28 protein-coding genes, 1 other RNA gene and 1 pseudogene are annotated in these 23,014 nt (G+C 55.6%); 15 read left to right on the forward strand and 15 right to left on the reverse strand.

Annotated elements, in window-relative coordinates:
* Positions 1-257: 257 nt before the first annotated feature.
* The 9 genes from ACN1CO_RS17490 to ACN1CO_RS17530 all read left to right on the forward strand — a co-directional run bounded on the left by ACN1CO_RS17490 (position 258) and on the right by ACN1CO_RS17530 (position 7,856).
* A complete protein-coding gene (locus ACN1CO_RS17490; RefSeq protein WP_419140063.1) occupies positions 258-593 on the forward strand; it encodes a glycine dehydrogenase in 336 nt (111 codons plus the stop codon).
* 13 nt (positions 594-606) lie between these two features.
* Positions 607-963 (forward strand): SFCGS family glycine-rich protein, encoded by a 357-nt coding sequence (locus tag ACN1CO_RS17495; RefSeq protein ID WP_010256477.1) that lies wholly within the window; start codon positions 607-609, stop codon positions 961-963.
* 2 nt (positions 964-965) lie between these two features.
* Complete coding sequence (locus ACN1CO_RS17500; RefSeq protein ID WP_137241187.1) at positions 966-1,265, forward strand: DUF4312 family protein; 300 nt, start codon at positions 966-968, stop codon at positions 1,263-1,265.
* Between the two features lie 126 nt (positions 1,266-1,391).
* Positions 1,392-2,168 carry a DUF4311 domain-containing protein gene (locus tag ACN1CO_RS17505; RefSeq protein ID WP_008925780.1) on the forward strand — a complete coding sequence of 259 codons (777 nt, stop codon included), beginning with the start codon at positions 1,392-1,394 and terminating at the stop codon, positions 2,166-2,168.
* An 11-nt stretch (positions 2,169-2,179) separates the two neighbouring features.
* Positions 2,180-2,821: a DUF4310 family protein gene (locus ACN1CO_RS17510; protein ID WP_419140064.1), complete on the forward strand. Its 642-nt coding sequence runs from the start codon at positions 2,180-2,182 to the stop codon at positions 2,819-2,821.
* Between the two features lie 44 nt (positions 2,822-2,865).
* Positions 2,866-3,996 carry an amidohydrolase/deacetylase family metallohydrolase gene (locus ACN1CO_RS17515; protein ID WP_419140065.1) on the forward strand — a complete coding sequence of 377 codons (1,131 nt, stop codon included), beginning with the start codon at positions 2,866-2,868 and terminating at the stop codon, positions 3,994-3,996.
* A complete protein-coding gene (locus ACN1CO_RS17520; protein ID WP_419140066.1) occupies positions 3,980-5,101 on the forward strand; it encodes a DgaE family pyridoxal phosphate-dependent ammonia lyase in 1,122 nt (373 codons plus the stop codon). The genes ACN1CO_RS17515 and ACN1CO_RS17520 overlap by 17 nt, the downstream gene beginning before the upstream one ends.
* Complete coding sequence (gene dagF, locus ACN1CO_RS17525) at positions 5,098-5,841, forward strand: 2-dehydro-3-deoxy-phosphogluconate aldolase (protein ID WP_419140067.1); 744 nt, start codon at positions 5,098-5,100, stop codon at positions 5,839-5,841. The genes ACN1CO_RS17520 and dagF overlap by 4 nt, the downstream gene beginning before the upstream one ends.
* Before the next feature lie 104 nt (positions 5,842-5,945).
* A complete protein-coding gene (locus ACN1CO_RS17530; protein ID WP_419140068.1) occupies positions 5,946-7,856 on the forward strand; it encodes a BglG family transcription antiterminator in 1,911 nt (636 codons plus the stop codon).
* Positions 7,857-7,860: 4 nt separating this feature from the next.
* Here the strand turns inward: ACN1CO_RS17530 and ACN1CO_RS17535 are convergent, their stop codons facing one another.
* Positions 7,861-8,760: a LysR family transcriptional regulator gene (locus ACN1CO_RS17535; RefSeq protein ID WP_013359142.1), complete on the reverse strand. Its 900-nt coding sequence runs from the start codon at positions 8,758-8,760 to the stop codon at positions 7,861-7,863.
* A gap of 130 nt (positions 8,761-8,890) precedes the next feature.
* Between ACN1CO_RS17535 and ACN1CO_RS17540 the strand changes: the two genes are divergently transcribed.
* Positions 8,891-9,595: a pirin family protein gene (locus ACN1CO_RS17540; protein WP_419140069.1), complete on the forward strand. Its 705-nt coding sequence runs from the start codon at positions 8,891-8,893 to the stop codon at positions 9,593-9,595.
* A gap of 52 nt (positions 9,596-9,647) precedes the next feature.
* Here ACN1CO_RS17540 and dolP read toward each other — a convergent pair whose 3' ends face one another.
* Genes dolP through ACN1CO_RS17560 form a run of 4 tightly spaced genes read right to left on the reverse strand, consistent with a single transcriptional unit; the run spans position 9,648 to position 13,217 of the window.
* On the reverse strand, positions 9,648-10,220 hold the full coding sequence (gene dolP / locus ACN1CO_RS17545; protein ID WP_013359140.1) for a division/outer membrane stress-associated lipid-binding lipoprotein: 573 nt from the start codon (positions 10,218-10,220) through the stop codon (positions 9,648-9,650).
* A gap of 14 nt (positions 10,221-10,234) precedes the next feature.
* Entirely contained in the window at positions 10,235-10,822 is a 588-nt protein-coding gene (gene diaA, locus ACN1CO_RS17550) for a DnaA initiator-associating protein DiaA (RefSeq protein ID WP_003855538.1), read from the reverse strand.
* A gap of 14 nt (positions 10,823-10,836) precedes the next feature.
* Entirely contained in the window at positions 10,837-11,232 is a 396-nt protein-coding gene (locus tag ACN1CO_RS17555) for a YraN family protein (protein ID WP_140034121.1), read from the reverse strand.
* The gene (locus tag ACN1CO_RS17560) at positions 11,190-13,217 is read right to left on the reverse strand and encodes a penicillin-binding protein activator (protein WP_419140070.1); all 2,028 of its coding nucleotides are present in this window, start codon (positions 13,215-13,217) and stop codon (positions 11,190-11,192) included. Before ACN1CO_RS17560 ends, ACN1CO_RS17555 begins: the two co-directional genes overlap by 43 nt.
* 62 nt (positions 13,218-13,279) lie before the next feature.
* Between ACN1CO_RS17560 and rsmI the strand changes: the two genes are divergently transcribed.
* Together rsmI and rnpB are read left to right on the forward strand one after the other, a co-directional pair.
* Positions 13,280-14,146, forward strand: coding sequence for a 16S rRNA (cytidine(1402)-2'-O)-methyltransferase (gene rsmI / locus ACN1CO_RS17565; protein ID WP_045139595.1), 867 nt, complete (start codon positions 13,280-13,282; stop codon positions 14,144-14,146).
* A 33-nt stretch (positions 14,147-14,179) separates the two neighbouring features.
* Positions 14,180-14,558: RNase P RNA component class A (rnpB, locus tag ACN1CO_RS17570), an RNA gene on the forward strand.
* 181 nt (positions 14,559-14,739) lie between these two features.
* On the opposite strand, the pseudogene ACN1CO_RS17575 reads toward rnpB, so the two are convergent.
* Positions 14,740-14,910 (reverse strand): annotated as a pseudogene (locus ACN1CO_RS17575) (glutathione S-transferase family protein); the annotation flags it as partial.
* Positions 14,911-15,123: 213 nt separating this feature from the next.
* On the opposite strand from ACN1CO_RS17575, the gene ACN1CO_RS17580 reads away from it, so the two are divergent.
* Genes ACN1CO_RS17580 through ACN1CO_RS17590 form a run of 3 tightly spaced genes read left to right on the forward strand, consistent with a single transcriptional unit; the run spans position 15,124 to position 17,409 of the window.
* Positions 15,124-15,594: a PAAR domain-containing protein gene (locus ACN1CO_RS17580; RefSeq protein WP_419140071.1), complete on the forward strand. Its 471-nt coding sequence runs from the start codon at positions 15,124-15,126 to the stop codon at positions 15,592-15,594.
* The gene (locus tag ACN1CO_RS17585) at positions 15,594-17,009 is read left to right on the forward strand and encodes a PAAR domain-containing protein (RefSeq protein ID WP_419140072.1); all 1,416 of its coding nucleotides are present in this window, start codon (positions 15,594-15,596) and stop codon (positions 17,007-17,009) included. The genes ACN1CO_RS17580 and ACN1CO_RS17585 overlap by 1 nt, the downstream gene beginning before the upstream one ends.
* A complete protein-coding gene (locus tag ACN1CO_RS17590) occupies positions 17,002-17,409 on the forward strand; it encodes a hypothetical protein (RefSeq protein ID WP_419140073.1) in 408 nt (135 codons plus the stop codon). The genes ACN1CO_RS17585 and ACN1CO_RS17590 overlap by 8 nt, the downstream gene beginning before the upstream one ends.
* Before the next feature lie 214 nt (positions 17,410-17,623).
* Here ACN1CO_RS17590 and ACN1CO_RS17595 read toward each other — a convergent pair whose 3' ends face one another.
* The 9 genes from ACN1CO_RS17595 to exuR form a co-directional block, all read right to left on the reverse strand.
* A complete protein-coding gene (locus ACN1CO_RS17595; RefSeq protein ID WP_419140074.1) occupies positions 17,624-18,598 on the reverse strand; it encodes a glutathione S-transferase family protein in 975 nt (324 codons plus the stop codon).
* A 76-nt stretch (positions 18,599-18,674) separates the two neighbouring features.
* Positions 18,675-19,088: a DoxX family protein gene (locus tag ACN1CO_RS17600; RefSeq protein WP_419140286.1), complete on the reverse strand. Its 414-nt coding sequence runs from the start codon at positions 19,086-19,088 to the stop codon at positions 18,675-18,677.
* Positions 19,089-19,290: 202 nt separating this feature from the next.
* Positions 19,291-19,575, reverse strand: a complete 285-nt coding sequence (locus tag ACN1CO_RS17605; RefSeq protein ID WP_179898626.1) for a YqjK-like family protein — start codon at positions 19,573-19,575, stop codon at positions 19,291-19,293.
* Positions 19,575-19,970, reverse strand: coding sequence for a phage holin family protein (locus tag ACN1CO_RS17610; protein WP_090966137.1), 396 nt, complete (start codon positions 19,968-19,970; stop codon positions 19,575-19,577). Before ACN1CO_RS17610 ends, ACN1CO_RS17605 begins: the two co-directional genes overlap by 1 nt.
* A gap of 2 nt (positions 19,971-19,972) precedes the next feature.
* Positions 19,973-20,278, reverse strand: a complete 306-nt coding sequence (locus ACN1CO_RS17615) for a DUF883 family protein (RefSeq protein WP_419140075.1) — start codon at positions 20,276-20,278, stop codon at positions 19,973-19,975.
* Positions 20,279-20,313: 35 nt separating this feature from the next.
* A complete protein-coding gene (locus ACN1CO_RS17620) occupies positions 20,314-20,688 on the reverse strand; it encodes a DUF1090 domain-containing protein (protein ID WP_419140076.1) in 375 nt (124 codons plus the stop codon).
* Positions 20,689-20,880: 192 nt separating this feature from the next.
* On the reverse strand, positions 20,881-21,228 hold the full coding sequence (gene mzrA, locus ACN1CO_RS17625; protein WP_419140077.1) for an EnvZ/OmpR regulon moderator MzrA: 348 nt from the start codon (positions 21,226-21,228) through the stop codon (positions 20,881-20,883).
* The gene (locus tag ACN1CO_RS17630) at positions 21,228-21,902 is read right to left on the reverse strand and encodes a DedA family protein (protein WP_419140078.1); all 675 of its coding nucleotides are present in this window, start codon (positions 21,900-21,902) and stop codon (positions 21,228-21,230) included. Before ACN1CO_RS17630 ends, mzrA begins: the two co-directional genes overlap by 1 nt.
* Before the next feature lie 325 nt (positions 21,903-22,227).
* Positions 22,228-23,004 carry a transcriptional regulator ExuR gene (exuR, locus tag ACN1CO_RS17635; RefSeq protein ID WP_090966126.1) on the reverse strand — a complete coding sequence of 259 codons (777 nt, stop codon included), beginning with the start codon at positions 23,002-23,004 and terminating at the stop codon, positions 22,228-22,230.
* Between the last annotated feature and the right edge of the window lie 10 nt (positions 23,005-23,014).

Raw genomic sequence — 23,014 nt, forward strand, 5'->3', positions numbered from 1 at the left:
TCACTTCTGCTTATAACCACGCCCTGAACCGCAACGCGTCACGCCTGTCGTCGCACAACATCACCGTCTGTCACCGCTAAATCCATCATTTTGCGCATTATGCGACGCGTGTCGCACTAAGCGTGCAGCCTGCGATCTGACGCACAACCTTCACTTCAATTTCCACTTGCTGCTGGAAATGTTGCCTCTCCACAGCCGGGGTGATGACCGTTAATTTGTTTCTAACGCGAATTATCCGGTTTAACAGGAGTAGCAAGGTGAGCAATAACGGCGTCCCGGTGTATGAAGCGCCACCGGAGAAAGTGCAACAGCTGGCTGAGCGCGTGATGACGCAGATTGCGGCCATCTATCAGCAGCATGGCATTCAGCCCAATGCGGTTCAGCAGCAGATGCTGCAATCGCATGTCGGTGCCATGGCGTCACGCTCGCTGAGCGGAGAGCCGCTGCCGGAAGTGGAAGCGGAGCTGTTTGAGGATATTCCGCCGGAAACGGTCGCGCTGGCGCAGCAGGTCGTCGATCTGTTCGGCAATCTCCCCCGCGAAGAGGCCTGGCTGCTGTCGGTGCATATTGAAGTCGCGCGATCCAACAATTAGAGAGGAACACAACATGGTAACAGTCGTGATTGGCGATCGTTTAGGTAAGGGCCAGAAAGTGGCGGCGGGCATCGAGAAAGCGGGTGGCCGTGCCGTCGTGGTGCCAGGTGTGGCCGCTGACATGAAGCTGGGTGACGTGATGAAGGCAGAAAACGCCGATTTCGGCATCTCGTTCTGCGGCAGCGGCGGCGCAGGGGCCATTACCGCACAGAACAAATATGGCTACAAAGCTAAACATGGCATGCGCTCTGTCGACGAAGGCGTCACCGCCATTAATGAAGGTGCCACCGTGCTGGGCTTCGGCTTTATGGATAAAGAAGAGTTAGGTGAGCGGCTGGTGCAGGCCTGGAACAAGAAGCACGGCAGCTGATTATGAAAGAACAATACGTTACCCAGGTGACGGTTGAGGGCAAAGGCGACACCAAAGCGAAAGCCTTTGCCGATGCCCTGAGTCGGGTGCAGAACCAGGTTCTGCGCGCGACGCAAAAAATTCTGCTGCGCATTGAACCTCAGGATGTCCGGGTGCTGCGCGCGCAGGAGAGCGTCAAAACCGAGAAGTTTCTCTTCTTCTTTCTGGCGCGCCAGCGGAGGAGCTTCAGCGTCACGCTGGAGATCACCGTCAGCGTCACCGTTTTCGACACCGAACAGGTGACGTTCACGGCGGCATCATAAAACAGAGCCTGTTCACATCAGCCAGCTACTGGCCCGATTCCCAGCTGTCGCGATAGCGCGGCGGTCGGGCGGGGCGATGGAGCGGCTGAGGCAGGGCAGGTAAAAACGACAACAAGGTACAACAACATGTTTTTAATCATTTTGTTTAAGTCGTTGATCATTGGCGGGCTGGTCGGGGTTGGCGTCGGTGCGGGCGCTGCTCGCATGTTCCACGCTCCAACCACCCAAGGCATGGGCGCCTTTCGTACGCTGGGCGAGCTTAACTCGTGCGAAGGCGATCCGGCCTCCCACTTCTCCTTTGGTCTTGGCTTCTTTTTTAATGCCTGGGCATCGTCTGTCGCAGCCGGTTCATTCACGCAGGATGTGGATCACCGCATCATTCCAAACTGGGGTGCGGCTGCCCTGATGGTGAAAAACCGTAATGTGGCGGAGACGCTGCATGACCCGAAAAAAATGGCCATCGCCTGCGGCATCATCGGCATGATCGTGGTCGCCTTCCTCAACTCTACCGCCTCGGCGGTTCCCGCTGCGCTGCAGGTTACGGCGGTCAAAGTGCTGGTGCCCGCCGCAAACCTGCTGGTGAACACGGTGATGCCGGTGATTTTCTGGCTGGCGGCGATCGACGCAGGCAAAAAGTCAGGCTTCTGGGCCACCATCTTTGGCGGTCTGGCGCAGCTCATCATGGGCAACGCCGTGCCGGGCCTGGTGCTGGGTATCCTGATCGGTAAAGGCGTGGAAGAGAGCGGCTGGAACCGGGTCACCAAAGTGATGATGACCGCGATCGTACTGCTGTTTGTGCTGAGCGGCTTCTTCCGTGGTTTCGACATGAAGCTGCTGCAGTCCTTCCAGCTCGGCATTCCCGGCTGGCTCGACATGATCCATAACTCAGTCAGCGGCAAATAAGGGGCGATGCGATGAACGAAAATAAAGGCTTCTGGTACGCCGACTGGTCTTTCCCGATCTTTGTTGGCCTGCTCTCCTCGGGCGTTTTTGCCGGGACCCACATGTATTACCTCTATGGCATCGGCGCGTTTAACGAAGTGGCGTTTGTGTCGATGCTGCGTGCAGGGATGGAAACCGGCGTCTACGGCGCGGTCGCCGCCTTTGGTGCCAGCTTCCTGTTCGCCCGCATTATCGAAGGCTCGCTGGTGGGCATTCTGGATATCGGCGGCGCGATTCAAACCGGCGTGGGGCTGGGCGTTCCGGCACTGCTGCTGGGTTCAGGCATCATCTTCCCGGTGGCGAATTTTGCGGCCTCACTGGCGACGGGGCTGGTGATCGGCGTGGCGATTGGCTACCTGATTATTCTGGCGCGTAAATTCACCATCAATCAGAGCGACTCGACCTACGGCGCAGACGTGATGATGGGCGCGGGTAATGCTTCGGGCCGCTTCCTGGGTCCGCTGATAATCCTGTCCGCCATGGCGGCCTCCATTCCGATTGGTCTGGGTTCGCTGCTGGGTGCGCTGCTGTTCTATCTCTGGAACAAGCCGATTACCGGCGGCGCAATCCTCGGTGCGATGATCCTGGGTGCGCTGTTCCCGATTGCTCTCTGAATCTCACCGGCAGCCTGGCAGCGGGCTGCCGTTAAGGAGAAACCATGTACGACTTGATTATCCGCGCAGCAAGACTCAGCGATGAGCAGGTGGTCGATATTGCGCTGCAGGATGGCCGCATCGCCGCCGTGGGCAACGTGCAGGGCAAGGCCCGGCGCGAAAGCGATCTGGCTGGCCGCTACTACGTCAGCGCCGGCTGGATCGACTCCCATGTTCACTGCTATCCCAAATCACCCATTTACCATGATGAAGCAGACGCGATTGGCGTGGCGCATGGCGTCACCACGGTGGTCGATGCGGGCAGCACCGGCGCAGAACACATTGATGACTTCTACCAGCTGACGCGCGCGGCGCAGACGCAGGTCTATGCGCTGATCAATATCGCCCGCACCGGCATCGTCACTCAGAATGAGCTGGCCGATATGACGCAGATCGATGGCGAAGCGGTGCAGCAGGCCGTCGCGCGACTGCCCGATTTTATTGTCGGCCTCAAGGCGCGCATCAGCAGCAGCGTGGTCGGTCAGAACGGCGTCCAGCCGCTGATAAAAGCTAAGGCCATTCAGCAGGAGAGCGGCGGGCTGCCGCTGATGGTTCACATTGGCAACAATCCGCCCAATCTCGATCAGATTGCCGATCTGCTGACCACAGGCGACATCATCACGCACTGCTTTAATGGCAAACCCAACCGCATCCTGACGCCGCAGGGCGAACTTAAAGCGGCGGTCAGACATGCTATCGCGCGGGGCGTAAAACTCGATGTCGGACACGGCAGCGCCAGCTTCAGCTTCGGGGTCGCCCGCGTGGCGATTGCGCAGGGCATCCTGCCCGACACCATCAGCTCTGACATCTACTGCCGCAATCGTCTGGCCGGGCCGGTTCACAACCTGGCGCATGTGATGTCGAAATTCTTTAGCGTCGGCATGACGCTGCCGCAGGTGATCGACTGCGTCACGGTTAACGCGGCCGCCGGACTGCGCCTGCTGCGCAAAGGCCAGCTGAAAGTCGGCTACGACGCCGATCTGACTGTTTTTAGCGTGAAAGAGGAAGCCCGGCCCTTCATCGATTCAGAAGGTGAAGAGGTTACCGGTGAGAAGCATCTGGTTCCACTGGCGGCTGTGGTCGCCGGTAAGTGGATCGCGACTGAAGAAGGAATAGCGCATGACCCCGGTATATGAAAAGTATGGCCTGAAGCCGGTCATTAACGCCTCTGGCCGTATGACGATCCTCGGCGTCTCGACGCCGTCGAGTGACGTGATCGACACGGTGAAGTATGGCCTCGATCACTACTTCGAAATGAAAGATCTGGTGGATAAGACCGGGGCTTACATCGCCGGTCTGCTGAAGGTGGAGAACGCGCTGGTGGTCTCCTGCGCCTCGGCTGGTATCGCCCAGTGCGTGGCGGCGGTGATTGTGAAAGACAACGACTGGCTGGTGGATAACCTGCACGCCGCGCCGCTCACCGTCCCGCACCAGATTGTGGTGCCGAAAGGGCACAACGTGAACTATGGCGCCCCGGTCGGCAGCATGGTGGCGCTGGGTGGCGGGCAACTGGTGGAAGCGGGTTACAGCAACGAGTGTTCACCTGCCCAACTGGCGGCGGCGATCACGCCACAGACTGCAGCAATCCTCTATGTGAAATCGCATCACTGCGTGCAGAAGAGTCATCTTGATGTGGCGCAGGCCGCGGCGGTTGCGCGTGAGCATGGCCTTCCGCTGATCGTCGATGCGGCAGCGGAAGAGGATCTGCAATGCTACTACCAGGCGGGTGCCGATCTGGTGATCTACAGCGGTGCGAAAGCGATTGAAGGGCCTACCAGCGGCCTGGTCATTGGCAGACACCACTACGTTGAGTGGGTCAAACGCCAGACCAACGGCATTGGCCGCGCGATGAAAGTGGGCAAAGAGGGAATTCTGGGGCTGACCCAGGCGATTGAAAACTATCTGTCCCAGCCAAAAATCAGCGGCGCGCAGATGGTGGAAAAAATGACGCCGTTTATTGAGCAGCTCAACAGCCTGAATGGCGTGACGGCCCGCATCGTGTGGGATGCCGCCGGACGCGACATCGCCCGGGCTGAGATTAAGTTCGACGAAGCCACGATCCAGCAGCGCACCGGCGATCTGGTGCAGGCGCTGAAAAAGGGCGACGTCGCGATCTACTTCCGTGGCTACAAAGCCAACGAGGGGATCATTGAGGCGGACGTGCGCAGCGTCAGCGCCGATCAACTGCACACTATTTTCACCCGCATTCAGGCACTGTTAAATGGAGAGAAACACGCATGACGCTGACACCCAATTTCTATCAGGATCGTCTCTGCCTTAACGTTCTGGCGGGATCTAAAGAGAATGCGCGCGCTATCTGGCAGGCTGCAGAAGGGCATGTGCTGGTCGGCGTGCTGTCAAAAAACTACGCCAGCAATGAGGCCGCTATCGCTGATATGCGCGAGTATGCCGCGCTGATTGATAATGCACTGTCGGTGGGGCTGGGCGCGGGCGATCCTGAACAGTCACAGATGGTGAGTGAGATTTCGGAGGTGCTGCAACCACAGCATGTGAATCAGGTCTTTACCGGCGTTGCCACCAGTCGTGCGCTGCTGGGCCAGTCACAGACGATAGTGAACGGTCTGATCTCGCCCACCGGCACGCCGGGTCAGGTGAAAATCTCCACCGGACCGCGCAGCGCAAAACGGCAGGATGGGATCGTACCCATCGAAACGGCAATCGCAATGTTGCAGGATATGGGCGGCAGCTCGGTGAAATATTTCCCGATGGGCGGTCTGCAGGCGGTGGATGAGTACCGCGCTGTAGCGGAAGCCTGTGCAAAACAGGATTTCTGGCTGGAGCCCACCGGCGGTATCGATCTGGAAAATTTCGGCGAGATCGTGCGCATTGCGCTGGAAGCGGGCGTCCGCAAAGTGATCCCGCACGTCTACAGCTCGATCATCGACAAAGCCAGCGGAGAGACCCGCATTGACGATGTGAAGCAGCTGCTGGCCATCTGTAAAACAGTACTGGCCCGGTGATCGGCCCGATCTGCCTCTGACGGGCAGATCGGGCAACATGGACGTTGCGTAACGATCGCCGTAGGCTGATGTTCCCACTCTTTGTCAGCAAACAGGTAATGCTTGTGAGATTTCCCAATCAGCGCCTTGCGCAACTGTTCGATGCCCTGCAAAACGAAACGCTGCCTCAGGATGAGCTGGCGCGGCGTTTTGCCGTCTCGACACGCACCGTGCGCACCGATATCACGGCGCTGAATGCGCTGCTGGCAGACCATGGCGCGCAGTTTATCCTTAGCCGTGGCGCGGGCTATCAGCTGAAGATTGAGGATGCCCAGCGTTTTCAGCATCTGCAGCAGCATACGGCATCGCCACTGCGGGTGCCGCGCACTTCGCCGGATCGGGTTCGCTATCTGCTGACCCGCTTTCTCACCGCCGCCTACTCCCTGAAACTGGAAGAGCTGGCGGAAGAGTGGTTTGTCAGCCGCGCCACCCTGCAGAACGATATGGCAGAAGTACGTGAATGGCTGGGGCGTTATCACCTTACCATTGAGAGCAAGCCCCATTACGGCATGAAGCTGTTCGGCAGCGAAGTGGCGATTCGGACCTGCCTCACCGACCTGTTATGGCAAATCGATCAGGCGCAGCCAGAGAGTCCGCTGCTGACAATTGAAGCGCTCAACAGCGGCATGCTCGAGACGCTGCGCCCGCTGCTGCAAGGCTGTTTTGCGCAGCACAACATTCGCCTCAGTGATGAGGGTGAACGCTATCTGCGGCTCTATTGCGCCGTGGCGGTGCGTCGCATCAGCGAAGGTTATCCGCTTAACGATCCGGGGGCCGAGGAGATTGGCGATGAGGTGCGGGAAGCGGCGCATCAGCTGATTAATCTGATGCGCCCGCTGGTCAGCAAACCGATTTCACCGGCGGAAGAGAACTGGCTGCGGGTCAACATCGCCGCACGGCGCATTCAGGCGATCGCCCCCAGCGCCATCAATGCGGATGACGCCGACGCGCTGGTGGATTACCTGCTCAGCTTTATCAACACGCACTACAACTTCAATCTGCAAAACGATCAGCAGCTGCGCGCCGATCTGCTCACCCATATCAAAACCATGATTACCCGGGTGCGCTATCAGATTCACATTCCCAACCCGCTGCTCAGCAACATCAAGCAGCACTATCCCATGGCCTATGATGTCACCCTGGCGGCGGTGACCAGCTGGGGGAAATATACCCCTTACGTCATTACTGAGAATGAGATTGGTTTTCTGGTGCTGCATATCGGCGTCGGGCTGGAGCGCCACTACGACGTGGGTTATCAGCGTCATCCGCAGGTGCTGCTGGTGTGCGACAGCGGTAACTCTACGCTGCGGATGATTGAGGCGATGCTGCTGCGTAAATATCCGCAGTTACAGGTCACGGCGCGTCTGTCACAGCGCGAGTATGAGGAACGCAGCCGCATCGACGAGGATTTTGTGATCTCCACCATCCGGCTCAGCGAAAAAGAGAAACCGGTAGTAGTGATGTCACCGTTTCCCACCGGTTTTCAGCTGGAGCAGATTGGCAAGCTGGTGCTGGTCGACCGGACGCGGCCCTATATGTTGGCGAAATTTTTTGATGCCCAGCACTTTCATATCGTCGACAAGCCGACGACCCGATCTGAGCTGTTCCGCCAGTTGTGCGATCAGCTGCAGGAAGAGGGCTTTGTGGATGCGGCGTTCTATCCGTCCGTCGAGGAGCGCGAAGCGATTGTCAGCACCATGCTCGGCGAAGGCATTGCGCTGCCGCACTCGCTGGGACTACTGGCGAAGAAAACCGTGGTGTATACCGTGCTGGCGCCGCACGGCATTCCCTGGGGAGACGATACCGCCTATGTCATCTTCCTGCTGGCGATCAGCAAAAGTGAATATGAAGAGGCGATGGCGATATACGATCTGTTTGTGACGTTCCTGCGTGAAAGGGCGATGACCCGCCTGCGGGACAGCACCGATTTCACCTGCTTCCGTGCGGTGGCGATGGATTGCCTGAGCCGGCCATAAACTCTTAGTTTTTCTTCGCCAGCAGGCGGGGGATCTCGCGCAGGCACCAGGATTTGGCTTCGCCCATGCTGTCACGCCGCCACGCCATAATAATATCGACCTCGCGGGTATATTCCGGACTCACCACGCGCAGGCGGCCTTCCGCAATATCCTGCTCCACCAGTGAATAGGGCATGGTCGCCACACCCAGGCCTGCCAGCAGCGCACGGCGCTTATCATCCATGCTGCTCACGGTCAGACGCTGCTGCTTATCCAGCAACTGCACGGTCAGCACCGGGCGCTCACGCGCGGTATCTGCCACCGCGATGCCACGGTATTTCACCCGCGTCACTTCAGACTGGGGTTCAGGCTCGTTATGAATCGGGTGGTCAGCACTGGCTACATAGACGCTCATCATGGTGTAGAGCTTTCGGGTGTTGATCTCGGTGGAGGCACGGAAGTGCATATCGGGGGCAATCACGATATCGGCGCGACCCTGCTCCAGCCGTTCCCACGCGCCCGCCAGCACTTCAGTGACCAGCGAAAATTGCGTATTGGCTTTATCGGCCAGACGGGTCACCAGCGGAAAGAGTGCATCAATGGGCACCAGCGCTTCGGTGACGATAGTCAGATGGGTTTCCCAGCCGCGAGCCAGCGCTTCAGCGTCGGTGGTAAGCTTATCGGCCGCTTCCAGCAGCACCCGGCCACGCTCCAGCAGCATGCGTCCCACGTTGGTAAATTTAGTGCGGTGACCGGAGCGGTCAAACAGCACCACATCCAGCTCCTCTTCCAGCTTTTGCATGGTGTAGCTGAGGGCAGAAGGAACACGCCCCAGTTCATCTGCTGCTGCTGCAAAACTGCCACGTCGATCAATCGCATCCATAACGCGTAAAGATTCAAGGGTTAACGCACGCTCTTTAGCCATCCCGGTTCTCTGTCAGGAAATTTGAACATGCCGGGCAGATTAACTGGCTAACAATCCGGCGTCCAGACTTTTACCATAGTGGGTATAAAGTCCGTGGCCGATCCTCGTCACCGGATGCCGGAGGTAAATAATGATAACAACACGCAGTGCGTCGGCATGTGGCCAGGCCGATTTCGGCTGGTTGCAGGGCCGCTATAGTTTCTCTTTTGGCCACTATTTTGATCCTAAACTGATGGGCTACGCATCGCTGCGTGTTCTGAACCAGGAAGTGCTGGCACCAGGTGCGGCTTTTCAGCCGCGTACCTATCCGCAGGTCGATGTGCTGAACATCGTGCTGCAGGGTGAAGCCGAATATCGTGACAGCGAAGGCAACACCATCAGCGTGCGGGAAGGCGAGGCGCTGCTGCTCTCTGCCCAGCAGGGGGTGAGTTACACCGAAATCAACCTGAGCAAAGATCGCCCGCTGACACGCATGCAGCTGTGGCTGGCCGCCTGTCCTGAGCGCGAAAATCCGCGGATGCAGAAAATTGCCCTGACGGAAGGCCGGTTGTCTCAGCTGATCGCCTCGCCGGATGGCGTGGACGACAGCCTGCAACTGCGTCAGCAGGTGTGGATTCATCAGGTTGAGCTGGCTCCGGGCGAACAGCACTCGCTGCGGATACAGGGGCCACGAGCTTATCTGCAGTCGATTCACGGTTCGCTGGAGGCGATGTCCGGCACGGAGCATCAGGAGAAGCTGGGCTGTGGCGATGGCGCGTTTGTGCAGGAAGAGAAGCTGTTGCAGCTGAAGGCCAAAACCGCGACCCGCGCGCTGGTCATCGACATTCCGGTCTGAAAATCGGGCAATAAAAAAGGCGGCCATGGCCGCCTTTTTGCGTTTTAGTGGGTTACTTCAGCATGGTAAAAGCGGTGGTGACGTGCTTAACGCCACTGACGCGGCTGGCGACATCAGCCGCGGCCTGCGCTTCCTGTTGTGTCACCAGACCCAGCAGGAACACTTCGCCATTCTCCGTCGTCACCTTCACGTTGGAAGATTTCACCTGATCGCTGCCCAGCAGCTGCGAGCGGATTTTGGTGGTGATCCAGGTGTCGGATGACGTGGTGCCCAGCGTCACTTTCTGGCCGATGCGGATCTCGTTATAGACCTCGGTTGCGCCATCAACGCCCATGGTGATCTGTTTGGCACGATTGGCGATCTCCTGCGAAGGCGCCTGACCGGTCAGCAGCACTTTGCCCTGATAGGCGGTGGCAATTACGCGGGCATCGGTTTTAATCTGCTGATCTTTTGCCAGCGCATTCGTGACGCGTAGCTCCAGCGTGCCGTCATCAACCTGTGTCCCCACTGAACGGGGATCGGTGGCCGTTTTGGTAGCAACGGCTGCACCGCCAGCGACGACCGCAACGCAGCCCTGCAGCAGCATGGCGGTTAACAGAATAGCTATAGCATTCAATGCTTTCATTCGTGCTCCTTCAGTCATTCCTGATGGGGAAAGAGAGTGTTATCGATCAGATCGCATAAGCAATTCACGGTCAGCATATGCATCTCCTGAATACGGGCGCTGCGGTGCGACGGAATGCGGATTTCCACATCCTGCGGCCCCAGCAGTCCGGCGAGCTCTCCGCCATCATACCCGGTAAGCGCAACGATAGTCATATCGCGTGTTACCGCCGCTTCTACGGCCTTAACGATGTCACGGGTGTTGCCACGGGTCGAGATAGCCAGTAACACATCGCCTGCGTGTCCCAGCGCGCGAACCTGCTTGGCATAGATCTCATCGTGCAGACGATCGTTACCAATCGCAGTCAGCATCACGTTGTCGGCACTTAACGCCAGTGCCGGTAAGCTGGGGCGCTCAGTCTCGAAACGGTTGATCATGCTGGCGGCGAAGTGCTGTGCATTGGCGGATGAGGCGCCGTTGCCACAGCTCAGGATTTTATTGCCATTCAGTAGCGACTGCACCAGTGTCATGGCCGCGCGGGAGATGGCATCGGGCAACGCCTCAGCTGCGGCAATCTGAGTCTGAATACTTTCGGTAAAACACGCTTTAATTCTTTCCTGCACACGACCACCTGGTTCTAAACGTCTGCATTAAAGGCATTCGGCAGCCACTCGAGCGCCGTGCCGGTAATGGCGATGATGTCGAAACGGCAATTCACTGTTTCAAAACTGCCGCCGCGTTGCGCCAGCCAGAGAGCGGCAGCGCGCAGCAGCTTTTGTTGTTTATTCCGGGTTACGCTGGCGAGCGCGCCACCATAACGCGCATCGCGTCGGTAGCGGACTTCAACAAACACCCAACAGTGCCCGTCACGCATAATCAGGTCAAGTTCACCATTGCGAAAGTGAACATTACTGGCGACCCATATCAGGCCAGCCTGCTCCAGATAGCGCCGGGCATCGTCTTCATGCCCGGCACCAATCTGACGGCGATTTAGTTGGCCGGTGCGATTTCGCCCCGACGATACTGGTTCCATGTCAACTTCCTGTTGATCACACAATCCGTGTCGGCGCTGAGCTTGCCGGTATTGCCATCCAGCGTGAAGCCAGGAGACTGACGCATCTGGTTGAAGTGATTCGCCAGCGTCCAGGCATCCATACCCATGGCATAGAGACGCACCAGCGAGTAGTCATTATTGAATGACTTCGATGTCTGCTGCATCAGGCCAGGATTGCTGCCGGAGAGCAGCGGAATATCGCTGAACTGCAGGCCATCCATTTCCAGACGGAAGTCCGGGCCGGCACCGGCCTGCGCACTGCGCGAGCTGGCGTAGAGCGAGATGTTGCTGCGACTGCCGGTGCGCATGGTGATCATCGGCTTAATCAGCTGCAGTTCATCCTGCGTTGAGACGATGTAAACCGCATCGACACCGCCACCGCTGCTGGTGCTGACCACATCAGGCGTGCTCTGCTGCGGTGCCGGAATGGTCATGCCCGCAATTGAAACACCCTGCGGCTCGGCAGGTGCAGCGTTCACCGGCGTACCCGACAGGCTGATGCCCGCACCGCTGTTGATGCCCTGTTTCAGCTCAGAGGTCGAGCCAAAGCGCTGCTGCATGACGGTGCTGCCACCCAGTTTCTGCCACTCCTGAGCAAAAGCGTTGGTGACGCGATCGCCCAGGCCGCTGCGCGGAACCAGCAACAGCGGCTGGCGTTTGCCCTGATCCCAGATATGGTGCGCGGCATCGCGCGCTTCGTCTTCAGGAGAAAGCGCAAAGTAGCAGATATTCGGATGGTTCTGGATCTTCTCAGGCTCGTTAAGCGCCAGCACATTCAGTGGCGTCTGGCTGTTAGCGACCTTCTCAACGTTACTCTTCAGCAGTGGGCCAACCACGATAGTGGCGCCGTCCTGCTGTGCCTGCTGCATCACCTGCTCAATCGGCTGGCTGCTGGTGTCATAGACCTTGATCTGAGCGTTGCTGGCCGGTGCGGCAGCAGGCTGAGATTGAGGCTGTGACTGAGGCTGAGGTGTGGTGTCGGCCGACTGCTGCGGCGCGCTGATCGGATCGGTGGAAGATCCAGCGGCGGCAGCGGGTTGCGTGCTGGCGGTTGCATCCGCGGCGGCGGGCTGTGCAGCAGCTGGCTGGGCGACCGGCGCGGTGACGCCATTCTTCGCGTCGTTAAAGCCTTTCTGAATCGCATTCGCGAACACCTGTGCCTGGCCATTCAGCGGCAGCAGCAGGGCGATGATGCTGGTAGAGGCTTTGGTGTAGTTCTGCATCTGGCTCAGCTGCGTCGGCAGCGTTTTGGCCGCTGGGTTCTGCGGATAGCGGGTCTGCCAGTCTTTGATGCCGGACTTGAGCATCTCAGCATCCTGGGCGTTGGCACGCCAGACCGCGAGCAGATCCAGCCAGCCCTGCAGCACATTTTCATCCGCATTAATCACCAGGTTGCTGACATCCTGCGGCGACATCTGCGTCAGTGTCTGCCAGGTGGCGTCAATATTGCCCTGATGGTCGGTGCCTTTCAGCAGCGGCTCCTGAGCAATATAGTTGCGCAGCAGCGAGAGTGAAGGGCGACCCTGTGCGCTGGCAATCTGCAGGCTGTAGTAACGCGCCAGCTGATCCTGCGACAGTGCGCCGGTTTTCACCTGGGCTAACACGGGCTGAACATCGGCGAACTTCTGCTGAGCAATCAGCAACTGCGCTTTCAGCAGCAGCGATTCCTGTTGCTGCGTTTCAGAAAGCTGCTGCGGCAACTGGCTCAGTTGCTGCGTCGCTTCAGGATACTTTCCTTCCTTCAACAGGGCGCGGATTGCAAGTAATTGCCAGTCGGTCTTGCTATCATCGCTGCTTTGCTGCGCTTGCTGCAGATAGTAAGCGGAGCTGGCGGTGACTGGCCCCTGAATATTGACGGCTGAGGTTTGCGGCTTCTGACCGCTACACGCGGCTAAAATCAGCCCAGCAAGAATGACAGGCAGAAAGCGTCCTGCTTTATGACGAACGACTTTTGAAGGAAGCATACTGTATCCAGTGATGTTTTTTTCAAGATGCTCAATATTAAATCGGCAATTCGGATGAAACAATGAAACAACTCGATCGGGCAGAGATTTCTGCCAGCACGCTCTACATCGTTCCAACCCCGATTGGTAATTTGGGTGATATCACCCAGCGGGCGCTGACGGTGCTTTCGAGCGTCGATCTGGTCGCTGCGGAAGATACACGTCATACCGGGCTGTTGCTACAACATTTCGCCATCAATGCGCGACTCTTCTCACTTCATGACCACAACGAGCAGCACAAGGCTGAGCTGCTGCTGACGAAGCTGCAAGAGGGTCAAAGCATAGCCTTAGTTTCTGATGCTGGCACGCCGCTGATTAACGATCCGGGCTACCATCTGGTGCGCCGCTGCCGTGAAGCAGGCATCCGTGTGGTGCCGCTGCCGGGCGCCTGTGCTGCCATTGCCGCGTTAAGTGCCGCAGGACTGCCATCCGATCGTTTCTGTTACGAAGGGTTTCTGCCCGCCAAAACCAAAGGCCGGTGCGATGCGCTGCGGGCGCTGGTGCAGGAGCCGCGCACGCTGATTTTCTATGAATCGACCCATCGTCTCATCGACAGCCTGCAGGATATGGTGAGTGAGCTGGGCGCTGAACGCTATGTGGTGCTGGCGCGCGAGCTGACCAAAACCTGGGAGTCGATTTACGGTGCGCCGGTCGGCGAGCTGCTGGCCTGGGTGAAAGAAGATGAGAATCGTCGCAAAGGCGAGATGGTGCTGATTGTCGAAGGGTATAAAGTCGATGATGAAGACGCGTTACCGGCTGATGCGCTGCGTACGCTGGCGCTGCTGCAAAAAGAGCTGCCGTTGAAACGTGCGGCTGCGCTGACCGCCGAGATCCACAGCGTGAAGAAGAATGCCCTTTATAAGTATGCGCTGGAGCAGCAAGAGGCGTGACAAATGCCGGCAAATGTCCTATTATCCCGCGCCGAAGCTGACCAGACAGTCGCCGCTTTGTCGTCGTCCTCACTTGTGGGGAGACGGGCAGAGGGGAGGAAAGTCCGGGCTCCATAGGGCAGGGTGCCAGGTAACGCCTGGGAGGCGCAAGCCTACGACCAGTGCAACAGAGAGCAAACCGCCGATGGCCCAGAAATGGGATCAGGTAAGGGTGAAAGGGTGCGGTAAGAGCGCACCGCGCGACTGGCAACAGTTCGTGGCACGGTAAACTCCACCCGGAGCAAGGCCAAATAGGGGTTCACAAGGTACGGCCCGTACTGAACCCGGGTAGGCTGCTTGAGCCAGTGAGCGATTGCTGGCCTAGATGAATGACTGTCCACGACAGAACCCGGCTTAACGGTCAGCTTCGACTTTTTACTAAAAACCCCGCTTCGGCGGGGTTTTTACTTTATGGGCTCTGTGCGGGCAGCGATGAATGACTGTCCACGACGCTCTCTATGAAAAGAATGCGGCTTAACGGTCAGCTTCGACTTTTTACCAGAAACCCCGCCTCGGCGGGGTTTTTGCTTTTTGGCGCGAGCAACAGACAGACTTTAACCGCGGCCGTGTGGTTCATCCCAGTCAAACGCTGGGCCCAGCGAAATCACGCCGCTCGGGTTGATGGTTTTGTGGCTGCAGTAGTAGTGATGGCGGATATGCGGCAGGTTGACCGTTTCTGCAATGCCCGGCATCTGATGGATGTCGCGCAGGAAATCACTGAGATTGTGACATCACTGATGAAATGCCATTTCAACCGAGGATATATCCGACATTTAAGACGTTTTTTACTCCTCCACTCAAATGAAATTTTATAAAAAATTCAGTTTGTAAATGCTCTGAATCATTGTTTAATTTTGATCAAAACCACTGTCTTAATGTGGTTATTATCCATACAATGATTGCATATGGAAATAAATTAAAAGCGAGCAGAGGGACTTATGCAATACACGAATGAATTAACCGCTGAAATAATAAAATCATGTGCACAACCGCCGTACACTCAGGAAGAAATTGCTACTTTTGACAAAAGCGTGCAGCAGGAAGCATTCGATATAATTACCCGATTAGCCACTTCCCCTGTCACACACATGTTCAGAATAGCAACGGTCGGAAGTCTTACGCGTAACGGTGGCATTCCTCAAAAAGCATCGGGGAGGAGTACTGCCGGAGGACTTCAGGTGGCGCGGGTTGGCGACAGGGTTGTGTATGCTGATGGCAGTGAGGCCACTATTATTTCCGGTGCTGGCGCAGCGCGCTTAATACAGGGAGCACCCGCTGCACTGGTTGGAAGCATGCTGGATAACGGCGATGAAATCATCTCAACGCCACAATGCATTAGTCGATTGATTTTCCGTGAAGGCGACCTACTCCCTAAAGGATTTCTGACCATGCCGGGGAGTAAGCACTAATGGCAGTTAAAGGTAACTTTCTTTTCAGAGGTGATAAGACGGTATGCGGCGGGCTTATCCTTGAGGGATGGAGTGATCATCAGTTTTTCGATAAAGACATGGCCTGTGAAGGTCATAAAGTTACCTGTGGTAAACATCCTGGCAGATTCCGTATTTGTGGCGGTATTAACGATGAAATACATGGCAAAAGAATTGCCGGAACGCTCCACAGTTATAGCTCCTGCCCCTGTAAATCAAAATTCATTCCATCAAACCTTGATGATGATTATGAACTTGGCGGAGAAGCAACAGTAACGCACACCGATTTATCTCACCTAATTAAGATGCCTGTACTTCCAAAGCCCATTGAGTCTGAACAGGGACAACACGTACAAACAGCGAAGAAGAAAACAGGCATTGATGCGGGTTTTACCATCCTCCCCTACGGCGGCACAACAGAAGCCTGGCAACGTCTGCTATTCACAGAGAATCCTCCAGCAGGGGTAAAGGATCTATTCGCTACACTAAACGGCCCGGATGAAAGATACAAAGCGGGTTCTATCATGCTGATGGTTGACCCCAATAAGCAGGATGAAGAGCAAATCGCTCATATGCAGGCCGCTAAACAGCGGATTGATGCAGCTTTAGCCCCTCTCTCTACCCAGCAAGCTAACTTTCTTTTCAAACACAAAGACACTATTGAGATGTTTGCAGCCGCTGCCACTACTGCAAACGATGCTGCTGGAAATGCAGGAAGAGCAACGGAAGCAGCGAAGGGATATTTTGAGAGAGTCGAAAAAGTTCTCGTCGAGATCGAGAAGACATACAAAAACCAGTACATCACCAACGGCACGCTGATCGGTGAACAGTTTTTCGTTGAGCGCCGTCGATTATTCGAACAACTCGATAGCGTGCTGAAAATGTTCATGAAACATCGTTTCATGCTCAATGAGTACACTGATCTGAAAAGTGCCCTTGGCCTCTCCAGCCGTTCAATCACACACCGCTGGAACGAAACAGGCGTTAGCGATATTGAAGGTTACGCGACGCACATCGAAAAGCTGGCGAACTACGTGAAGTTGATGGAAACAGCCGGGAAGATTGGCCTTGGCCTGTCAGCCCTTAATACTGCTGCGAAGATTACTGAAGCCTGCACGGTCGGTAGAGACTGTGCGAAAACGTCTTTTACTTCTATTGGTGAGTTTTCGGGTAGCTTACTTGGTGGAAGGGTTGCCACAAAAATATTGGCTGGTAGTTTGACGGAAACCGCCTGCGTTGCAATCCTGGGTGCAGCAACCTTTGAAGCAGGTGGGGCAGGAGCATTACTTTGTACGATTGGTGTAGCTGGTGGAGTCGCATACGGAAGTGATAAAGCAGTTTCCGCATTCGGCGGTTTTTTAGGTGAAAAACTTTACGAGGCTACCAGTGATGATTAACACAATGGATAAAGCGTTCATTGCTGCAGGTTGTCTGGGTTTTGGATTTGCTATCGCTAGCCTTGTAGCATCAACACTCAACAAAAAAAGATATAAAGAGATCTGCTTATTGTACAAAGAGAAGTTTGGCGAGTTGCCGCCAATGGTTCAAATATTCGATGACGTAAACACTCTCTACGTGAACTTTACCTACAGTGTAAAAATGCAGTTTATCTTTAAGCCGTTACTCTGGAATCGAAGCTCGCATTTTACAAAGAACGATGACAAAGATTTTATCCGTGGATTACCGAAGCGTCTAATTGGTCCATTTTATCTTGAGCTATACTTTGCCATCATAAGTCTGGCATTTTTTATCATCGGTGGAGTTTTAATGTATGTAATAAAGCATGGTGGGGGATGAGGAAATGTCTATGGCTGGGTTTTGTGCCGGTCTTTCTTTTGCTTATTAACCAACTTTATCTGTCGCACAACGTGAGATACAGTCTGCGACACAAGAAAACTCCAGCGCCGTAGATGGTTGACGCACAGTTGAATGAAGCCGCCTTATCGGTCAGCTCGGACTTTTACTGAAAACCCCGCCTCAGCGGGGTTTTGCTTTATAACACTAACAACTTTTAACCGCGGCCGTGCGGTTCATCCCAGTCAAACGCTGGGCCCAGCGAAATCACGCCGCTCGGGTTGATGGTCTTGTGGCTGCAGTAGTAGTGATGGCGGATATGCGGCAGGTTGACCGTCTCCGCAATGCCTGGCATCTGATAGATATCGCGCAGGAAACCGCTCAGATTTCTGTAGTCACTGATCCGGTGACGATCGCATTTAAAGTGGGTCACATAGACCGGATCGAAACGTACCAGCGTGGTCCACAACCGCAGATCCGCTTCGGTCAGCTGATCGCCGGTGAGATAGCGATGCTGGCCCAGGATCTGCTCCAGTCGCGACAGCGAATGGAACAGCGCGGTCACTGCCTCATCGTACGCAGACTGCGAAGTGGCGAAGCCCGATTTATAGACGCCGTTGTTCACGGTGTCGTAAATCCAGCCGTTCAGCTCATCAATCTTCTCGCGCAGCGCTTCGGGATAGTAGTCACCGGCTCGGGCACCCACCGCATCAAACGCACTGTTGAACATGCGGATGATATCGGCAGACTCATTGCTGACGATGGTGTTCTGCTGTTTGTCCCACAACACCGGCACAGTAACGCGGCCACTGTATTGCGGGTCGGCGTGCAGATAGAGCTGATAGAGGAACTCGTTCTGGTAAAGCTTATCGCCGGTCGCATCCTGGAAGGTGTCATCGAAGGTCCAGCCGTTCTCCAGCATCAGCGGATGAACGACGGAGACGTCGATCATACTATTCAGACCCTTCAGCTGACGCATCAGTAGCGTACGGTGTGCCCAGGGGCAGGCCAGCGAGACATAAAGATGATAGCGATCGCGCTCAGCAGCAAATCCCGCTTTGCCCACCGGACCTGCGCTACCATCCGGCGTCACCCAGTTGCGAAAGGCTGATTCTGAACGTTTGAAACGTCCGCCTGTAGATTTGGTGTCGTACCAGGTGTCATGCCAGACACCGTCAATTAACTGTCCCATAATGGCTCCAATGCAAACAGGGCGGGGAAATGTCCCCGCCCTGCTAAGTATATGTGGCATTACGCTTTATGTGAGATTAGCGCGCAATCGCTGTCTGTGGTTTTCTTTTGCTGATCAGGCGATCGATGCTGTATGCACCCGGACCCACCAGACCTAACACCAGGAAGCCACCTGCGATAGAGAGGTTCTTCATGAACATCAGCTGGTTTACGCCTTCAGCGAAGTTACTGTGAAACAGAAACGCGGTCAGGATGGTGAAGCCTGCAGTGAACAGGGCAGTGAAACGGGTCAGGAAACCGAACAGAATCGCCAGACCGCCGCCAAACTCCAGCAGGATAACCAGCGGCAGCATAAAGCCAGGGACGCCCATCGCTTCCATATATTGCTGAGTGCCTGCATAACCGGTGATTTTGCCCCAGCCGGCCGTAATGAACAGGATTGGCATCAGGATGCGAGCCACTAACAAACCAACGTCTTCGAATTTTTTCATCATTTACTCCAGCGCTATCAGGGATGCAGGGCAAGCTGCCCGCAGGGTTTATGCCCGCTGAAAGCAGTGCTGCATTCATTGGGTTGATGGCTGGAGATGATAGTCGCGGAGTGGAAAGGTTGTAAGCGAGATATACTGTCAGTGTTTTTCAGAAAATCTGATGAAGAAAAGCCGGCCTTTTCAGGACCGGATTTTAGCAGAATTAACGCGGAGGCAGTGCGGATTTAATCATGCGCCAGGTACTCCAGGCGCTGAATCCCCGTTTTGCCCAGCGTAACAGCATGTTGGGACTGCGAACTGAGTAGATAGCCAGCGCGCTGCTGCCAATAGCCAGATAGCGACGTAAGCTGAGGAAAGTGAACCAGCCGCGATCGTAATGGGCGGTACCTTCCAGCCAGTCACGCCGCGCAGCGCTTAAATCCAGCCGCTGCTGCTGCACATGCTTAAGCAGTTCATGGATGCGTTCTTCACGCTCGCGGCGGCTCATCAGCGCTGGTCCTCAAGCAAATTACGGTCGGTTTCCAGCTCTTTGCGCGTGTGGCGCAACAGCGTGGACTGACGTGATTTGCGCAGCGTCCAGAGCCCTAAAATAACCGCCAGCAGCAGCAGTGTGCCGGTCGTGATGCCAATGGCCATCAGACGGTACTGCGCATCCACTGCCCAGATAATCAGAACCATCAGGCTCATCAGACCAAATGCAGTGAACAGCATTGTCAGGCCAACCATCAACAGTAGCTGAATCAGGTTAGCTTTCTCGTGCTCCAGTTCCACCACTGCCAGACGAACGCGCGTCTCGACCATGCCAACCAGCGTGGTAACAATACGCTGGCCGATGTTAATGACCCCTTTAGCCGGGCCGTGGTTATGCTGTGAGTCAGCCATAGTTATCGACGCGAGATGAGCATGCCGAGTGCGACGCCAATCGCTGCACCGATACCCACACCATGCCATGGATTTTCACGCACGTAGCCTTCGGCTTTCTGCGCCGCTTCGCGGGTGGACGCAGCGATACGCTCGCTTGATTCGCCCAGACGTTCACGTGAGCTATCCAGCGCATCACGCGCTTTACTACGAAGTTTATCCAGCTCACTTTTGGATTTTTCAGTGCTGCTGCTCAGCACTTCTTCCAGGGTATCAGCCAGGTTTTTCAGTTCAGCACGCAAATGTTCCGATGATGTGTCTTTTGACATAAAATACTCCTTTAACATCAGTTGGTTAATTCCGATTAATAGGGCTCCGCCTGTAGCTTTTTCAGCTCCCGGCGCGCTTCATCCAGTTTTTCCTGTCGCTTAACAATCTTGTCCCTGTCATGGCCCTCTTCACGCTCTTCCCTGAGTGCGTGCTCACGCTCGGCAACTTTCTGCTTCTGAGCGTTGATTCTTTCCAGATGGGCGGCCTCAAGCTTTTTATCGCTGCAATCTGCCCGGACTTCGGTCAGCGCGCGTTCCAGACCATTAACCCGGCGCTGGTTGTTATGCTTCTGCGCCATCCCGATTTCACGCTGAATATCCTGCTCTTTCTGTTCGCAAAGCGATTCTGCCGCCAGCAGCGAACCCGACAGCGCAAACAGCGTGACTCCCAGTAATACTTGATATTTCATCGGTCCTGAACCTTCCATTGCGACCTGATTCGTCATCACACGCTTAATCTTATTCCTGCGGGCGCTGAGAATCGACTCTCGGTTAAGCATAGACACCCATAGTAAAAAGTTCAAAGAAGACCGGGAGATAGAGCGCCTTTAAGACCGCCACACCAACCCGCGGCGGTCTTAAAAAAGAGGGGAGTCGGGAGATTATGCCAGTGAGAGGTGCTGAGAGTGATCGTGCTGCGCCACAATAAAGCCCTGTGGCAGCAGGCGGCGTAACACCTTCTGGGCGGCCAGACTCTGCTCTTCACTGTCAAAATGGATAATCAGTGCATCACCCGCCGGGGTAATGCTTTTGATACGAATACCCTGAGCACTTAATTGCTGATAAAGATAAAAACCATCGGGCAGCGTTGCGCCAGCATGGGAAACCCGAATCTGCACGATCGTTTCGTGTTTCATCAGCGGCGGGATCGCGCAAAGCGCGACCAGCGCCAGCGCGCCAGCAATCAGCCACGGTAACCACCGTTTAGGAATAGCCTGCAGTAATTTCATTACTCGGCTTTCCCGTTCTGATTCGACTGTCGCTTACGCCATATCACCACCAGCGATCCCACCAGACCAAACACCAGCAGTGCCAGCGGCAGCATCATCAGGAAGAACATCATCTCATCTTCGTAACGACGGAAAATCGGGGTTTTACCCAGCGCGAAGCCGATAACGGTCAGAATCACGACCCACAGGAACGCACTGACCCAGTTGAAGAACTGAAAGCGGGCATTACTGAGGCCTGACAATCCGGCGATGGTCGGCAGCAGCGTGCGTACAAACGCGATAAAGCGACCAATCAGCAGCGCAGATAAGCCGTGACGGTGGAACATGCTGTGCGCGCGCAGATGATACTGGGCGGGAAGATGGGAGAGCCATTTCTGTACCGTGGGCGTGTTACCCAGCCAGCGGCCCTGTATGTAGCTGACCCAGCAGCCAAGACTGGCACCGGTCGTTAAAACCAGAATCGTGATGGGGAAACTCATGGCACCTTTGGCAATCAGCACACCGACCAGAATCAGCAGACTGTCACCCGGCAGAAATGCGGCGGGAAGAAGGCCATTTTCTAAAAACAAAATCATAAACAGCACGCCGTAAATGGCCCATACCAGCGTGGGATCGGAGAGGGTTTCGTAGTCCTGCTGCCACAGGGCATGCAGCAACGATTGCAAAATATCCATCAATTCATTCCTGAACATCAGTGTTAAACATGTCCCACAGGGACTTAAACGCAGACCGGCATTTCGTTATAAATTTTAGGAGCGCAGCCTGGGCGGGGGGTTTCCGGATCCTTCCAGAATTGATTGTTAAATCAGCGACTTTATAATCCCCTGTCGCAAAGGGTAATAAAAGGGCGATAACTGTAACAAAAATCGCCTGTCTGAGACAGGAAAACTCTCGTGCGAACAGGAGTTTTACCTTGTGAAACGGCCTGTAAAAAGGAGCTTTACATGACCTGACACTATTGCAGACTAACTGACCATTTCAGGGAGTTTTCAGGCAATTTTAGCGGGCGTTATTGGACCCATCAGGCAGGATGACCGGATTCTCACCAAACATGTAACGGTCCACGTTAAATTCAAAATCATCCGCCGTCGCGTTAAACAGCATCTGTTTAGTATTTTCCAGATGTTGCCACATCGCCAGTTTGCTGGCGGCGGGATCTTTGCGCATCAGCGCTTTGAGAATCTGATCGTGGTCGTCGCACCAGCTGAGAATGCTGCGCTGGTCGATGTGTTCGTGAAGTTTGAGCCAGTAGGGATTGTGCAGGCGATGCAGCCACATTTTTTCAACGATGGCGGCTAAGGCACTGTTCTGGGTGGATTGCGCGATGCGCACATGAAACTGCATGTCCCACTCGGAGTCGCGGAAATGATCCTCCTGGCGGGCTTTTTCCTGGATCGCCATCAGGTCGATGATGTCCTGACGCGTCACCTGAGTCGCTGCGAACTCCGCCACATTACTCTCAATCAGTTGGCGTGCCTGCAGTAATTCAAACGGGCCAAACGTCGCGAACTCAAGCTGACTGCTGGTAGGGGCGATGCGGTTCTGCTGCTGGCTGGCAATGACGTGAATACCGGATCCTTTGCGGACCTCAACATAGCCTTCCACTTCCAGCATGATGATGGCTTCGCGGACGACGGTGCGGCTCACTTCCATCTCTTCGGCAATCAGGCGCTCAGCAGGCAGTTTTTCACCGACCGGATAGATTCCGGTTTCGATGCGGCTTTTCAGCTCGCTGGCCAGCTGTTGATAGAGTCGACGGGATTCAGTGAGGTCCATAGCACAATCC

Source organism: Pantoea sp. R13S299 (assembly GCF_048515925.1).
GTDB lineage: Bacteria > Pseudomonadota > Gammaproteobacteria > Enterobacterales > Enterobacteriaceae > Pantoea.